At 64.7% G+C, this 13624-nt stretch carries 16 protein-coding genes and 1 riboswitch; of the genes, 4 read left to right on the forward strand and 12 right to left on the reverse strand.

Translation table 11 applies throughout. From position 1 onward, the window contains the following. Positions 1-6: 6 nt before the first annotated feature. From F8R15_RS09190 to F8R15_RS09210, 5 genes are read right to left on the reverse strand one after another with little or no spacing between them, the layout of a single operon-like run. On the reverse strand, positions 7-615 hold the full coding sequence (locus F8R15_RS09190; RefSeq protein WP_078550135.1) for a d(CMP) kinase: 609 nt from the start codon (positions 613-615) through the stop codon (positions 7-9). After that, entirely contained in the window at positions 612-1121 is a 510-nt protein-coding gene (locus tag F8R15_RS09195) for a hypothetical protein (protein WP_152844362.1), read from the reverse strand. Before F8R15_RS09195 ends, F8R15_RS09190 begins: the two co-directional genes overlap by 4 nt. Continuing rightward, on the reverse strand, positions 1118-2467 hold the full coding sequence (gene aroA / locus F8R15_RS09200; protein WP_078520832.1) for a 3-phosphoshikimate 1-carboxyvinyltransferase: 1350 nt from the start codon (positions 2465-2467) through the stop codon (positions 1118-1120). The genes F8R15_RS09195 and aroA overlap by 4 nt, the downstream gene beginning before the upstream one ends. A gap of 59 nt (positions 2468-2526) precedes the next feature. After that, the gene (locus F8R15_RS09205; protein WP_078605546.1) at positions 2527-3273 is read right to left on the reverse strand and encodes a tRNA (guanosine(46)-N(7))-methyltransferase TrmB; all 747 of its coding nucleotides are present in this window, start codon (positions 3271-3273) and stop codon (positions 2527-2529) included. A 33-nt stretch (positions 3274-3306) separates the two neighbouring features. Further along, positions 3307-3753 (reverse strand): DMT family transporter, encoded by a 447-nt coding sequence (locus tag F8R15_RS09210; protein WP_078570975.1) that lies wholly within the window; start codon positions 3751-3753, stop codon positions 3307-3309. Positions 3754-3948: 195 nt separating this feature from the next. Here F8R15_RS09210 and F8R15_RS09215 point away from each other — a divergent pair, with 195 nt between their 5' ends. Beyond that, positions 3949-4380, forward strand: a complete 432-nt coding sequence (locus F8R15_RS09215; protein WP_152844363.1) for a DoxX family protein — start codon at positions 3949-3951, stop codon at positions 4378-4380. A gap of 99 nt (positions 4381-4479) precedes the next feature. Here F8R15_RS09215 and queF read toward each other — a convergent pair whose 3' ends face one another. The 6 genes from queF to F8R15_RS09245 all read right to left on the reverse strand — a co-directional run bounded on the left by queF (position 4480) and on the right by F8R15_RS09245 (position 9732). Next, entirely contained in the window at positions 4480-4941 is a 462-nt protein-coding gene (gene queF, locus F8R15_RS09220) for a preQ(1) synthase (RefSeq protein ID WP_152844364.1), read from the reverse strand. A gap of 222 nt (positions 4942-5163) precedes the next feature. Then, positions 5164-6330, reverse strand: a complete 1167-nt coding sequence (metK, locus tag F8R15_RS09225) for a methionine adenosyltransferase (protein WP_078550123.1) — start codon at positions 6328-6330, stop codon at positions 5164-5166. Positions 6331-6336: 6 nt separating this feature from the next. Further along, positions 6337-6386, reverse strand: a riboswitch (SAM-SAH riboswitch). Positions 6387-6396: 10 nt separating this feature from the next. Next, entirely contained in the window at positions 6397-7962 is a 1566-nt protein-coding gene (lnt, locus tag F8R15_RS09230) for an apolipoprotein N-acyltransferase (RefSeq protein ID WP_152844365.1), read from the reverse strand. An 18-nt stretch (positions 7963-7980) separates the two neighbouring features. Further along, positions 7981-8721, reverse strand: a complete 741-nt coding sequence (locus F8R15_RS09235; RefSeq protein ID WP_306461393.1) for a hemolysin family protein — start codon at positions 8719-8721, stop codon at positions 7981-7983. Positions 8722-8909: 188 nt separating this feature from the next. After that, positions 8910-9407: an rRNA maturation RNase YbeY gene (gene ybeY, locus F8R15_RS09240; RefSeq protein ID WP_152844366.1), complete on the reverse strand. Its 498-nt coding sequence runs from the start codon at positions 9405-9407 to the stop codon at positions 8910-8912. Next, entirely contained in the window at positions 9397-9732 is a 336-nt protein-coding gene (locus tag F8R15_RS09245; protein ID WP_152844367.1) for a DUF6476 family protein, read from the reverse strand. Before F8R15_RS09245 ends, ybeY begins: the two co-directional genes overlap by 11 nt. On the opposite strand from F8R15_RS09245, the gene F8R15_RS09250 reads away from it, so the two are divergent. The 3 genes from F8R15_RS09250 to rpoH all read left to right on the forward strand — a co-directional run bounded on the left by F8R15_RS09250 (position 9731) and on the right by rpoH (position 13300). Next, positions 9731-10783, forward strand: coding sequence for an RluA family pseudouridine synthase (locus F8R15_RS09250; RefSeq protein WP_152844368.1), 1053 nt, complete (start codon positions 9731-9733; stop codon positions 10781-10783). The genes F8R15_RS09245 and F8R15_RS09250 overlap by 2 nt on opposite strands. Then, positions 10780-12222, forward strand: a complete 1443-nt coding sequence (gene cls / locus F8R15_RS09255) for a cardiolipin synthase (protein ID WP_152844369.1) — start codon at positions 10780-10782, stop codon at positions 12220-12222. Before F8R15_RS09250 ends, cls begins: the two co-directional genes overlap by 4 nt. Before the next feature lie 178 nt (positions 12223-12400). Beyond that, the gene (gene rpoH, locus F8R15_RS09260) at positions 12401-13300 is read left to right on the forward strand and encodes an RNA polymerase sigma factor RpoH (protein ID WP_078520844.1); all 900 of its coding nucleotides are present in this window, start codon (positions 12401-12403) and stop codon (positions 13298-13300) included. A gap of 97 nt (positions 13301-13397) precedes the next feature. Here the strand turns inward: rpoH and F8R15_RS09265 are convergent, their stop codons facing one another. Next, positions 13398-13622: a hypothetical protein gene (locus F8R15_RS09265; RefSeq protein ID WP_152844370.1), complete on the reverse strand. Its 225-nt coding sequence runs from the start codon at positions 13620-13622 to the stop codon at positions 13398-13400. Positions 13623-13624 lie beyond the last annotated feature (2 nt).

Below are 13624 nucleotides of genomic sequence, written 5' to 3' on the forward strand. Positions count from 1 at the left end.
CGCCCCCTAGTCCAGATCGCCCGCGCGGCGGGCCTCGATCTGATCGGCGGCGCGGGCGACCGCCTCCTCGATGCTTAGCTCGGACGTGTCGATCACCAGCGCATCGACTGCCGGGCGCAGCGGGCTGTCGGCGCGGCCCATGTCGCGGGCGTCGCGCTCGCGCACCTGCTCCAGCACGTCGGCCTCGTCGCCGCCCAGCTCCAGCCAGCGCCGATGGGCGCGCACCTCCGGCGAGGCGGTCACGAACAGCTTCACCTCTGCCTGCGGGCAGATCACCGTGCCGATATCGCGCCCGTCGAGCACCGCACCGCCCTCGCGCGCCGCGAAGTCGCGCTGAAACGCCACCAATGCCGCGCGCACCTCGGGGATCGCGGCCACGATTGAGGCCGCCTGCCCCGCTTCCATCGTGCGCAGGTCGTCGCGCTCCAGATCCTCGGGACAAAGCGCCTTGGCCGCCGCGATGGGCTCCAGCCCCTCGGTCTCGGATTTCATGCCGACCGCGCGATAGAGCGCACCCGTATCGAGATGCGCCAGCCCGAACCGCTCGGCCACGGCCCGACTGATCGTGCCCTTGCCAGCAGCGGCGGGGCCATCGATGGCAACTGTAAATTTCATCTTTTCATCCGCAAATAAACTACCCGCAGGATCAATAGCGCCAGGGCCGTCAGGCTCAAAGTGACTGCGACGCTCTTCAGAAGCGTCCATCTGCTCGCAAAGGCGATCATGTCATCCGTGACCGTGCCGGTCCGCAACAATGCGGCAACGGCATGATTTTCGAGATAGTCAAACACAGCACCAAGAGCCGCCACGATCGACAACACCACGACAAGCCAGCCCTTTGCAAGGGTACGGAAGGCGACAATCAGGGTCACCGCCTCCAGGGCCGGAAAGACAAGATCGAGCCGCTGCTGGACCGAGAGGTAATACTGTCGCGCCGGTGCGTCTAAGGAATCGAGGAGCGCGCGGGCCTGCGCAGCACTGTAGCCACCCGGACGCAAATCGAACGGCGCCAGACCGCCCGCCGCATCCCGAAGATGCGGCAAGGTAACGAGCGTCATCGCAAGATAGACGGCCCCCGTCAGGGCCGCGAGCAGGATAAAGCCGACCTGCGCCCGGCTCACCGGTCCGCCCGGACGATCTCCGCGCCAAGCCCGGCCATCAGGTCCTCGAAGATCGGGAAGGAGGTTGCAATGGGCGAGCCGTCATCGACGGAGACCGGCTGTTGCGCGGCCATGCCCAGAACCATGAAGCTCATCGCGATCCGGTGGTCGAGATGAGTCACGGCGGTGCCGCCGCCCGGAACGCCCTCGGGGCCGCAGCCATGCACGATCAGCGTGTCCTCGTCTTCCTCGATCTTGATGCCATTGGCTTCCAGCCCACGTGCCATCGCGTCGATCCGGTCGCTTTCCTTGACGCGCAGCTCATGCACGCCGGGCATCCGGGTCACGCCTTCGGCAAAGGCTGCGACGACCGAGAGCACCGGATATTCGTCGATCTGGGCCGAAGCGCGCTCGGCGGGCACGTCGATCCCGTGCAGCTTGGAATAGCGCACACGCAGATCGGCCACCGGCTCTCCACCCTCTTCGCGCTCGTTCTCGAAGGTCAGATCGGCGCCCATCTCGCGCAGCGTGATGAAGATCCCGTTGCGCGTCGGGTTCTGGCTGACGCCCGGCACCACGATCTCCGAACCCGGTACGATCAGCGCAGCACAGACCGGGAAAGCGGCCGAAGACGGGTCGCGCGGCACGGCGACCTCCTGGGCCTTCAGTTCCGGCTGCCCCTGCAACGTGATGACATGACCCTGATCGGTTACCTCGGTGGTGATCTCGGCACCGAAGCCGCGCAGCATCCGTTCGGTATGATCGCGGGTCGGGGTCTTCTCGATCACGACGGTCTGGCCCGGCGCGTTCAGACCCGCCAGCAGCACCGCCGATTTCACCTGCGCCGAGGCCATCGGCGTCGCGTAGCGCACGGGCGCGGGGCTCGGCGCGCCGAGGATGGTCATCGGCAGACGCCCGCCATGACGCCCGAAAGCCTGAGCCCCGAATAGTCGGATCGGATCGGTCACACGCCCCATCGGGCGTTTGCGCAAAGAGCCGTCGCCGGTGAAGGTCGCCACGATCGGCGAGGTCGCCATCGCGCCCATGATCAGACGCACGCCGGTGCCGGAATTGCCGCAATCGATGACGTCCTCGGGCTCGGCAAAGCCGCCCACGCCCACGCCATGCACCGACCAGCTGCCGGGACCGTGCTGCGTGACCTCGGCCCCGAAGGCGCGCATCGCCTTGGCCGTGTCGAGCACGTCTTCGCCTTCGAGCAGGCCGGTGATCTTCGTCTCGCCCACCGAGAGCGCGCCAAGGATCAGCGCGCGGTGGCTGATCGACTTGTCGCCGGGAACCTCCGCCGTGCCCTTGAGGGGCCCGCATTTGCGCGAAGTCATCTTGATCGGAGTGCCGTGGCCGGACATAGTGCCTCCCTTATTTCAACGCGCCCCTGTTAGCGCGATCTGGCGGGAGGCGGAAGGGCTCAGATCCGCCGATAGGTCAGGTAATGCGGCTTGCGGCCCTCACGCAGCGCTTTCTGCTCGTAGCGCGTCGAGAGCCAGTCCTCCCACGGCGTATCCCAATCGCCCGAAACCGGCTGCGGATCGTCGAAATCGAAAGCGGCGGGCACGTCGAACAGAGGCTCGAATCCGGCCTGCGGGACTTCCTCGACGGTCTGGCGGACGTAATCGGGAATGTCCGTCGCCACGCGGAATTCCGATCCCGGTTTGAGCGCGCGGTGCAGTGGCTCGAGATGCTCCTGCGTCACGAAGCGCCTGCGGTGGTGCTTCGATTTCGGCCACGGGTCGGGATAGAGGAGAAACGCCTTCGAGATCGAGCCCGCGGGCAGCACGTCCATCAGGTCGCGCGCATCGCCGGGATGCACCGCGACGTTCGGGATTTTCTCGCGGCGCAGCTTGCCCAGAAGCATCGCGACGCCGTTCACGAAAGGCTCGCAGCCGATGAACTCCACCTCCGGATAGGTCTGCGCCATATGCGCCAGATGCTCGCCCCCGCCGAAGCCCACTTCGAGCCAGACCGGCTTGCCCTTGAACCGCGTCTCCATGTCGAGCGGCTCGCGGTCGGGGTTCACGTCCCAACCGACGGGACCGGGCAGACGGCCCGGCAGGTCCTCGCGCAGATATTCCTTCTGCGCCTTGTTCAGCGTCTTGCCGTGGCGGCGACCATAGAAGTTGCGCCAGGGCTGTTCGGGGGTGTCATTCTCGCTCATGGGAGGGGCCTCTAGCCGCGTCGCTCGAAAGGTTCAAGCCTTCTGAATGAGGAACAGCCCGAGGCACATGAAGCCGATCCCCGCCCCGCGCATCAAGGTGATGGGCCGCACGAGCGCACCAAACAGACCGAACTGGTCGATCGCCGCGGCCGAAATCATCTGTCCCAGCAGCACGAAGAACACCGCATTGCCGACCCCGAAACGCGGCGCGATGAAGGTGATCGAGAGCACGTAGAAGGCGATCAGCACGCCTGCGAGGAACAGGTATTTCGGCTGATCGGGGATGCGCGCGAAGCCCGAGGGCCCTGTCGTGACCGCGACGGCCAGCACCGCGCCCAGAAGCGCCACGGAGAACAGCACCACCGCCGCCACCGCGGGCGAGCCGATGCGGCTGCCAAGCTGGGCGTTGAGCGCGGCGAGCACCGGAATGCCGATCCCGGCAGCAAGCATGATCGCGGCGTAGCGCAGGGCGTCGGGCATGGTCTCTCTCCTCCGGTTTTCGGCGGAGAGTGGCGCGGAAGGTCTTGGCGCGCAAGGTGGATCGCAAAGCGCTAGTTCTGTTCGTTTTTGCGCATATTCTGTAATTTTATCGGTATTCCAAATTTTTCCGCACAATGTAGACCCTGTCGCCATCGCCTCCGGGCCCATTAGACGACGACACAAAGGATAGATTCCATGACGAAACTCACCGACCTCGCGGCCCCGCTCGGCCGCCTCCTCCTCGCCCAGATCTTCATCATCGCGGGCTTTCAAAAAATCACCGGCTATGCCGGGACCCAAGGCTACATGGAAGCGATGGGCGTGCCCGGCGCGCTTCTGCCGCTCGTGATCCTGACCGAACTGGGCGGCGGCATCGCATTGCTGCTTGGCTGGAAGACGCGGGTCGTGGCTTTCCTGCTCGCGGGCTTCAGCCTCATCTCGGGCTTCCTGTTCCACTACGTCCCGAGCCTCGGCATGACCGGCATGGAAGCGCAGGGCCAGATGATCAACTTCATGAAGAACATCTCGATCGCGGGCGGCATGCTGATGATCGTGGCGCAAGGCGCGGGCAAATGGTCGCTCGATGCCCGCGAAAACACCCAGCACAGCGGCCGGGTCACCGCGTAAGCGACAACGCCCGAGGCGACGAGCCAAGGGCAGCGCCCCACGCTCCGAAAAACGGAAAAGGCCCCGCCGATGCGGGGCCTTTCTCATTGCAAGATCAGCTCAGCCACGCCCGCGATAAGGCGGCACGCCCTGATCGGGGATCCACATATCCTCGGGCTTCGGCGCGCTTTGCCAGAAGACGTCGATCGGAATGCCGCCGCGCGGATACCAATAGGCGCCGATGCGCAGCCATTCGGGCTCCAGCAGATCGCGCAGACGCTGGCCGATCATCACCGAGCAATCCTCGTGGAACGCCCCGTGATTGCGGAACGCGCCGAGGAAGAGCTTCAGCGATTTGCTCTCCACCAGCCATTCGCGCGGGACGTAGTCGATCATGATATGCGCGAAATCGGGCTGGCCGGTGAGCGGGCAGAGCGAGGTGAATTCGGGTGCTGTGAACCGCACGAGATAGCGCTCGCCTTCGCGCGGTTGGGGCACGCGCTCCAGCACGGCGTCGTCGGGCGTTTGCGGCAGGTCGGTCGATTGGCCCAGCTGGGTCAGGCCGGAGGTATCGGTGCTCATGGGATGGTCTTTCCGTCGAGAAGCGTTCGCGCGGCACTAAGGCCACGCAGGCCCCGAGGTCAAATCAAACCTTGCGGTGGGGCTTCTAACTAATGGCCCGGCGGCTTGCCCGGGCCGCGCCCGAACTCCCCCGGGAGGGCGCGACCCTCAGCACCATCCACGCAAAATGCAAACGGGCAGAGGTTTCCCCCCTGCCCGTCGCACATTCCAGAAAAGCACGCCTTACACGGACTTCTTCAGCGCCTCGACCAGATCGGTCTTCTCCCACGAGAAGCCGCCATCGGCCTCGGGCGCGCGGCCGAAATGGCCGTAAGCCGCGGTGCGCTCGTAGATCGGCTTGCACAGATCGAGCGTGTCGCGGATGCCTTTCGGCGTCAGGTCCATCACCTGCGCCACGGCCTTTTCGATCACCTCGTCAGGCACTTCTCCGGTGCCGAACGTGTCGACATAGATCGACAGCGGTTTCGCCACGCCGATCGCGTAGGACACCTGGATCACGCATTTGCGCGCCATGCCGGCAGCGACCACGTTCTTCGCCAGATAGCGTGCCGCATAGGCGGCGGAGCGGTCCACCTTGGTCGGGTCCTTGCCCGAGAACGCACCGCCGCCATGCGGGGCCGAGCCGCCATAGGTGTCCACGATGATCTTGCGCCCGGTGAGGCCCGCATCGCCATCCGGACCGCCGATCACGAAGGTGCCGGTCGGGTTCACCCACCATTCGGTCTCCGGCGTGATCCAGCCTTCGGGCAGGGTCTCGCGGATGTAAGGTTCGACGATGGCGCGGATATCGTCCGAGGTCTGATGCTCATGCGCGTGCTGGGTCGAGAGCACGATCTGGCTCACGCCGACGGGGCGGCCATTCTCGTAGCGCACAGACAGCTGCGATTTCGCGTCGGGGCGCAGCTCGGGCTCGGCGCCGGATTTACGCGCCTCGGCGAGACGGCGCAGGATCGCGTGCGAGTAATGGATCGGTGCGGGCATCAGTTCGGGCGTCTCGTCCGAGGCGAAGCCGAACATGATCCCCTGATCGCCAGCCCCGTCCTTATCGACGCCCTGCGAGATATGGGCCGATTGCGGGTGCAGGAAATTCGCGACTTTCAGCGTCGCCCAGTGAAACTCGTCCTGCTCGTAGCCGATATCCTTGACGCATTCGCGCACGATCTTGTCGATGCCTTCGAGATATTCGGCGAGCTTGGTTTTGTCGGCCAGACCGACCTCGCCGCCGACCACGACCTGATTGGTCGTCGCGAAGGTCTCGCAGGCCACCCGCGCGTTGGGCTCTGCAGCCAGGAAAGTATCGAGAACGGCATCCGAAATCCGGTCACAGACCTTATCGGGATGCCCCTCCGAAACGGATTCGGAGGTGAAGACGTAATTCGCGCGTGCCATGAAGGGTGCTCCGTTGTTGATATCCCCACCCCGTCAGGAAGCCGTTGGGGTGGTTCGGCTTTCTAGCTAGGAGCGCCTGCCGGTCGGGTCAATCGAAATACGCGCAAAGATTGAAAGAAGCGCTAACGCTGCAACAATCAGCGCGATGAACGGTGCGTCACCCAGCTTCGAATAGAGCGTCGGCGGCAAGCTCGGCGGCAATTCGACGTCCAGCTTGCCCATTTTGTCCAACCCGAGGCTCGCCGTGATCCGCCCCTTCGCGTCCACCATCGCGGTGACGCCGGTATTGGCATCGCGCGCAAGCGGCAGGCCCTGCTCGATCGCGCGGAGCCGCGCCTGCGCGAAATGCTGATAGGGGCCGCTGAGCGTGCCGAACCACGCGTCGTTGGTGACCTGCAAGATCCAGTCGGGGCGCTGCGAAAATCCGCGCAGGTCCTGCGGGAAGATCGCCTCATAGCAAATGAGCGGCGCGACATGGCCGAGCTTGCCAAGATCGAGCAGTTTCTCCCCCGGGCCCGAGGAATAGCCGTTACCGACCTGTGCGGCGAAGGCGGTGATCCCAATCTTCGCCAGCGCATCGCCGAAGGGCATGTATTCGCCGAAGGGCACGAGGTGGGATTTGTCGTAAAGGGCCTCGATTTGGTCATCAGGGCTGATGACGGCCAGCGAATTGAAATAGCGGCTGCCCTGGCTGCGCTGCACCCCCATGGCGAGCGGGATGCCATTCGCCGCCTCGGTCGACATCTCCAGCCCGCCCATCGGACGGTCGAGCAGGAACGGCACCGCCGTCTCGGGCCAGACGATCAGGTCGGGTTTCGGCTGGCCGGGCGCAGGATCGGCTTTCGTCAGGTCCAGCAGCCGCTGGAAGAACTTCATCCGGTATTCCGGCAGCCATTTCAGGTTCTGCGGTGCGTTGGGCTGCACCAGACGGAGGGTGATCGGCTCGAGCCTCGGCGCCACCGGCGCGTTGAGCCGCGCCACCCCGCCGAGCCACAGCCCGACCAGCACGGCCAGCGCCGCGCCCACGATCCCGAGAGCGGCAGGCATCCGCATCCCGCGCGTCATCGCGGGCGCCGCCGCGATCAGCATCGTGATCAGGCTCAGCCCAAGCGGGCCAATGTACGCCGCCGCCTGAGCGACGGGCGAGCCGATCCAGATATGGCCGACCAGCACCCATGGAAACCCGGTGAAGACGTAGGAGCGCAGCGCATCCGAGGCCGCCATGCCAATCGCTATTCCCAAAGCGCGCGAGCGCGGCCCCTGCCCTGCATAGGCCCCGAGCCCGTAGCCGATCGCCCAGAAGACGCCCATCCCTGCGGCCATTAGGACCAGCGCGAACGGCGCCATCCAGCCATAGACATCGGCCTCGACCATGAAAGGTTCGACGATCCAGAACATCGCGGCCAGCGCATAGCCGAAGCCGGTGGCGAACCCGATCCAGATCGTGGAGGCCCGCCAGCGTTCGGCCGAGGCGAACCAGACGGAGGCCGCCAGCGCAGGCAACGCGATCCACCAAAGCCCCAAGGGCGCCTGTCCTGCGGCGAACAACACACCGAAAAGCGCTGCCAGAGCCAAGCTCTGCCTGCGCGGGCGCAACGGTGCGCGAAAGCCGTCTCGGAGGGTCGCGATCATGGGCGCGTCATAGCCCGCTCACTCGGCGGGCGCCACTCCCGGCAGACGCACGCGCAGACGTTTGATCCGGCGCGGATCGGCATCGACCACCTCGTATTCGACGCCGTTCTCGGTCACCACGACCTCGCCACGGGCGGGCACCCGGCCAAGCTGCATGAAGACCAGACCGCCCATCGAATCGATCTCGTCATCAGCCTCTTCGTCGGAGAGCCGCATCCCGATCTGCGCTTCGAACTCGTTGACCGGCGCGCGGGCCTGCACGACCCATTGGCCGGGCTTTTCCTCGCGCCAATAGGCGTCGTCGGCCTCGTCGTGCTCGTCCTCGATCTCGCCGATCACCTGTTCGATCAGATCCTCAAGCGTGAGCAGACCGTCGACCCCGCCATATTCGTCGATCACCAGCGCCATATGGGTGCGCTGCACCTGCATCTTCTGCAAGAGCACACCGATCGGCATCGAGGGCGGCACATAGAGAAGCGGACGGATCAGTTTGCGCAACGAAAACCGGCCATTGCCCGATCCGAACCCGTATTCCAGCGCCAGATCCTTAAGGTGAACAAGGCCCAGCGGCGTATCGAGCGTTTCCTTGAAGACCGGCAGGCGCGAATAGCCGTGCTGACGGAACTTCTCCACCAGCTCGTCGCGGGTGATGGAGACCGGAACGGCCTCGATCTCGACTTTGGGAATGGCAACATCGCCCACCCGCATCTTGCGCAGGTTCCCGAGCCCCAGCGGCGCTGGCGCGGGTTTGGGCGGCATTTCTACCTGTGGGGCCTCTTCTTCCATGGGGCGTTGCCCGAAAAAGCGGCTGAGCAACCCGCGCGAAGCGGGCTCCGAAGACTGACCGGGTTCTGCGTTTTCCGAACTACCGGTATTGGCGGAGGTAACTCCGTCGGCGACCTGTCCCATTGTTCCTTTCCGAAAGATGACGCGGAATGCGCCTAGTCTTACACATATGGGTTACGAATTCCTACGCTTTCAAGAAGCCGGATTTCGATTTGTTCCATTACTTGCGCATCTTCGTCGCGAATATGGTCATAGCCCAACAGATGCAGCACCGCGTGGATGAGCAAATGCAGCGTGTGATCTTCGACGCTTTTGCCTTGTTCTTCAGCCTCTCGGGCGCAGGTTTCATAGGCGATCGCGAGGTCTCCCAGCTCGATTTCGCCGAAGACATCGGGCGCGGGCGGTTCGGGATGCGCACCGGGGTCTTCCGCGCCGCGCTCCTCGGCAGGCCAGCTGAGTACGTTCGTCGGTTTCGCCTTGTCGCGATATTCGCCGTTCAGCTCGGCGATGCGCGCGTCATCGCAGGCGAGAACCGAGAGGCGGCAGAGCTCCGCCTCGATCCCGCGATCCTCCAGCACCAGCGTTGCGGCACGGGTGATCAGCTCTTCCAGCCCCACAGTCTCCCAGCGGGCGTCTTCGATCTCGAGATCAATTTCCATCGGTCATTCCGCCCTCAGCCCCAAGCGTCAGATCGCCGACCTTCTGCCCGGCCTTGTCATAGACCAGCACCTGGCCCGCATCGGTCACCACGACCGTATAGTTGCGCGCAAAGGTCACGGCTTCGGCCAGCGCGCCCTCAGGCAGCGTGATCGCAGGGGGCAACTGCGGCAGCGGATTGGGTTGCTGCAAGCGGATGACAAGCAGCGCCACGATCGCTACAAGCCCGACGATCATCACCGCCGCAAGCGTGGTCACCAGTATCTTGAGAAAGCGAAGATCGGGTGGCAGCGTGGTGGCAGGCTCTTCGTCAGGCAGGTCGGACATGAATAAGGAAATCCTCAGCATCGAGATCGGACCCGGCATGGGTCCCCGCCTTGATAAGGCCTTGGCGGCGGCTGTGCCAGAGGAAGCGGCGCTCTCGCGCTCGCGTCTGGCGAAACTGATCGCGGAGGGCTCGGTCAGCCGCGAGGGTGTCGCCGTGACCGATCAGAAGACCAAGGTCGCCGAGGGCGAGGTCTATCAGATCGCGCTGGAGCCTCCGAAAGAGGTCGAGACGGTCGCGCAGGACATTCCGCTCGAAGTGCTGTGGGAGGACGACGACCTGATCGTTGTGAACAAGCCTGCGGGCATGGTTACCCACCCCGCGCCGGGCACGCCCGAAGGCACGCTCGTGAACGCGCTGCTGCACCATTTCGGCGGCAATCTTTCAGGGATCGGCGGCGAGGCGCGCCCCGGCATCGTGCATCGCATCGACAAGGACACGTCCGGGCTGCTGGTCGTCGCGAAATCGGACCGAGCGCATCACGGGCTGGCCGCGCAATTCGAGGCACATACGGTGCATCGCCATTACCGCGCGCTCTGCCATGGCGTGCCGCAGGCCTCCGATCCGCGTCTGCGCGGGCTTAAGGGCGTCAGCTTCGAGCAAGGCGGCGTGCTGAAGATCGTCACCCAGCTTGCGCGCCACAAAACCGACCGGCAGAAACAGGCGGTGGTCGCCAATGGCGGCCGTCACGCCGTCACCCGCGCCCGCACGATCGAGGATTTCAACGGCACCGCGGCGCTGATCGATTGCTGGCTGGAGACCGGGCGTACGCACCAGATCCGCGTCCATATGGCCTATGCGGGCCACGGTCTGATCGGGGATCAAACCTATGGCGGCAAGCGCAAGATCTCGGAAAAAGCGGTGGGCGCTGCGGCGGCAGAGGCCGTGCGTGCCTTCCCGCGTCAGGCGCTCCATGCGGCGACTTTGGGCTTCATACATCCGGTCACAGAGGAGGAGCTGTCCTTCGAGGCGCCCCTGCCCGAGGACATGACCGCGCTGATCGACGCATTGCGCGCCGCCTCCGCGCCCCCAACCGGCGGCACGGGCCCGTGAACGTCTGGTGGGCCGAGCTTCTGACGCTGCTGATTCACTTCGGCTCTCAGGTGCTCGCGCTTTTGCGGGTGCTCACCCGTCCCGACAAACCGCCTGCGGTGCGCGCAAGCTGGACCGTGCTGATCCTGTCCGTGCCGTTTCTGGGCGTCATCCTCTACATCCTGATCGGCGAGACGCGGCTCAACCAGCGCATCGCGCGCAAGCTGCAGGCGACGGTGGACGCCCTGCCCGCCCCCGATCCGGTCGAGCCCGAAGACCTCGCGCCCGTCACACCGGAATATCGCGCGGCTTTTGCACGTGCCGCCGCCATCAACGGCTATGCGCCCAGCACCGGCGATGCGATCACCTTCCTGCCCGACCCGTCCGACCAGCTCGAACCGCTGATCGCCGATATCGACGCCGCCACCCAGAGCGTGCACCTCATCACCTATATCTGGCTGAGCGATCTGACCGGCATCGCCATGGCCGAGGCGCTGACCCGCGCGGCGGAACGCGGCGTGAAAGTGCGCGTCCTCGTCGACGGGCTGGGCGCGCGCGCCTTCATCAAGTCGCGGCACTGGAAGGCGATGAAAAAGGCCGGTGTGAAGACCGCAATCGCCTTTTCCTTCCGCTGGCCGCTTTTCAAGCTCGCGACGATGCGGATCGATCTGCGCAATCACCGCAAGCTCGCCGTAATCGACGGGCATGTGGCCTATGCCGGCTCGCGCAACATTGCCGACCCGGAATTCCGCATCAAGGCGCGCTTCGCCCCTTGGACCGATGTGATGCTCCGGATCGAGGGGCCGCTCGCCGCCCAGCATCAACATATCTTCGCGACCGACTGGGTGACGCATAGCCACGAGGAAATCTCGGACCTCGTGCTCCCGACCCCCGCCGCGCCGACCGCGCGGCCCGGAACAGCGGTCGCCTTCGCGACGGGGCCAATGCTGGACACGCGCGGGGTGCCGGATGTGTTCCTTGCGGTGATCGGGGCCGCGCGCGAGACGCTGACGCTCTCGACCCCCTATTTCGTGCCGGGCGAGGAAATCGCCTCCGCCCTGCGCGCCGCCAAGCGCCGGGGCGTGCGGGTGCAGGTGATCGTTCCAAGGCGCAACGACTCGCGCTTCGTCGCCCATGCCGCGCGCAGCTTCTATCCGGTGCTGGCCGAGGCAGGCGTCGAGATTTGGGAGCACGGGCCGGGCCTGCTCCACGCCAAGACGCTGCTCGCCGATGGCCGCGTCGCGATCCTCGGCTCGGCCAATCTCGACCGGCGGAGCTTCGAGCTGAATTACGAGAACTGCGTGCTGATCGAGGATAACGAACTGGGGCTCGCGCTTGGCGAACGCCAGCGTCACTGGATCGCGCAGGCCCGCCGGATCGGCCCGGAACGCATCGCGGAATGGCCCCTTCACTGGAAAATCATCAACAATCTGATGTCGGTCCTCGCCCCGATCTTGTGAGGCGTCAGATGTTTTTTTACACATGCGCGACGGAAATCCCGTTACGATACGTTGATCTTTCTATGCGACTGCGTCAGGGCGGCTTTCGGTGAACCAATCGCCACTGCCCTGCGTTTCTTGAAAGAACGGGGAGATATCCCCATATTGAGCAGCCGCCAAAAGGGAGACATGGGAGACGATGACGAGCTATACAAACCTTCCGGCCCCGAGTCCTGAGCAGGGGCTGAACCGCTATCTTCAGGAAATCCGGAAGTTCCCGCTTCTGGAGCCGGAACAAGAATACATGCTGGCCAAGCGTTGGGCCGATCATCAGGATACCGAGGCCGCGCACCAGATGGTGACCTCGCACCTGCGTCTCGCCGCGAAGATCGCGATGGGCTATCGCGGCTATGGCCTGCCGCAGGCCGAGGTGATCTCGGAGGCCAATGTCGGTCTGATGCAGGCCGTGAAGCGCTTCGATCCCGAAAAGGGGTTCCGCCTCGCGACCTACGCGATGTGGTGGATTCGCGCTGCGATTCAGGAATACATCCTGCGCTCGTGGAGCCTCGTGAAACTGGGCACCACCTCGGCGCAGAAGAAGCTGTTCTTCAACCTGCGCAAGGCGAAGTCCAAGATCGGCGCCTATGAAGACGGCGACATGCGCCCCGAGAACGTCAAGCAGATCGCGACCGATCTGAACGTGACCGAGGAAGAAGTGATCTCGATGAACCGGCGCATGTCGGGCTCGGACGCTTCGCTGAACGCGCAGATCGGCGCCGGTGACGAAGGCGGGGCCGCGCAGTGGCAGGATTGGCTCGAAGACGAGGATGCCGATCAGGCCGAGGCTTACGCCGAGACCGAAGAGATGGAAGCCCGTCGCGAGATGCTGATGGACGCGATGGACGTCCTCAACGATCGCGAGAAGGACATCCTGATGCAGCGCCGCCTGCGCGACGACCCGGTCACGCTGGAGGAGCTTTCGGGCGTCTATGACGTCTCGCGCGAGCGTATCCGCCAGATCGAGGTCCGCGCCTTCGAGAAGCTGCAAAAGCGCATGACCGAATTGGCACGCGAAAAAGGTATGAACGTGCCCGACTGACGCGCAACTGGTAATGAGTTTCGAAGTATCTCGCCGTTCCCAATTGGGGGCGGCGATTTTCTTTGCGCCGCGTTTCTTCGGGCAGCGCCGATCGCTTTCACGTCTCCCGCGTCTTTTGCCGCATTTGGTAAAGGAAAACGGCGAAGGTCACGCAGGTGAGCGCCAGCCAGACCGCGCCGGATTGCGCATGATAGACCACGCCCTCCGCCGGATCTAAGCAGCGCCCCATTTCGTTGAAGCGGCTCCGCCAGCGAAAATATTGCGCGTAATAGGCATAGCCGAAGGCAAGCGTCAGCCCGAGGCTGAGAAGCATACTGATCACGC

This window comes from Thioclava sp. JE_KL1, from assembly GCF_009296265.1.
Lineage (GTDB): Bacteria > Pseudomonadota > Alphaproteobacteria > Rhodobacterales > Rhodobacteraceae > Thioclava.

What these genes read in the sequence shown, in the direction of transcription:
- F8R15_RS09245 (WP_152844367.1), bottom strand. Translation starts at nt 9,732, where the DNA reads ATGTCCGACCTGCCTGACGAAGAGCCTGCCACCACGCTGCCACCCGAT.
- F8R15_RS09215 (WP_152844363.1), top strand. Translation starts at nt 3,949, where the DNA reads ATGACGAAACTCACCGACCTCGCGGCCCCGCTCGGCCGCCTCCTCCTC.
- lnt (WP_152844365.1), bottom strand. Translation starts at nt 7,962, where the DNA reads ATGATCGCGACCCTCCGAGACGGCTTTCGCGCACCGTTGCGCCCGCGC.
- metK (WP_078550123.1), bottom strand. Translation starts at nt 6,330, where the DNA reads ATGGCACGCGCGAATTACGTCTTCACCTCCGAATCCGTTTCGGAGGGG.
- aroA (WP_078520832.1), bottom strand. Translation starts at nt 2,467, where the DNA reads ATGTCCGGCCACGGCACTCCGATCAAGATGACTTCGCGCAAATGCGGG.
- F8R15_RS09235 (WP_306461393.1), bottom strand. Translation starts at nt 8,721, where the DNA reads ATGCCGCCCAAACCCGCGCCAGCGCCGCTGGGGCTCGGGAACCTGCGC.
- ybeY (WP_152844366.1), bottom strand. Translation starts at nt 9,407, where the DNA reads ATGGAAATTGATCTCGAGATCGAAGACGCCCGCTGGGAGACTGTGGGG.
- rpoH (WP_078520844.1), top strand. Translation starts at nt 12,401, where the DNA reads ATGACGAGCTATACAAACCTTCCGGCCCCGAGTCCTGAGCAGGGGCTG.
- F8R15_RS09210 (WP_078570975.1), bottom strand. Translation starts at nt 3,753, where the DNA reads ATGCCCGACGCCCTGCGCTACGCCGCGATCATGCTTGCTGCCGGGATC.
- F8R15_RS09190 (WP_078550135.1), bottom strand. Translation starts at nt 615, where the DNA reads ATGAAATTTACAGTTGCCATCGATGGCCCCGCCGCTGCTGGCAAGGGC.
- F8R15_RS09205 (WP_078605546.1), bottom strand. Translation starts at nt 3,273, where the DNA reads ATGAGCGAGAATGACACCCCCGAACAGCCCTGGCGCAACTTCTATGGT.
- queF (WP_152844364.1), bottom strand. Translation starts at nt 4,941, where the DNA reads ATGAGCACCGATACCTCCGGCCTGACCCAGCTGGGCCAATCGACCGAC.
- F8R15_RS09250 (WP_152844368.1), top strand. Translation starts at nt 9,731, where the DNA reads ATGAATAAGGAAATCCTCAGCATCGAGATCGGACCCGGCATGGGTCCC.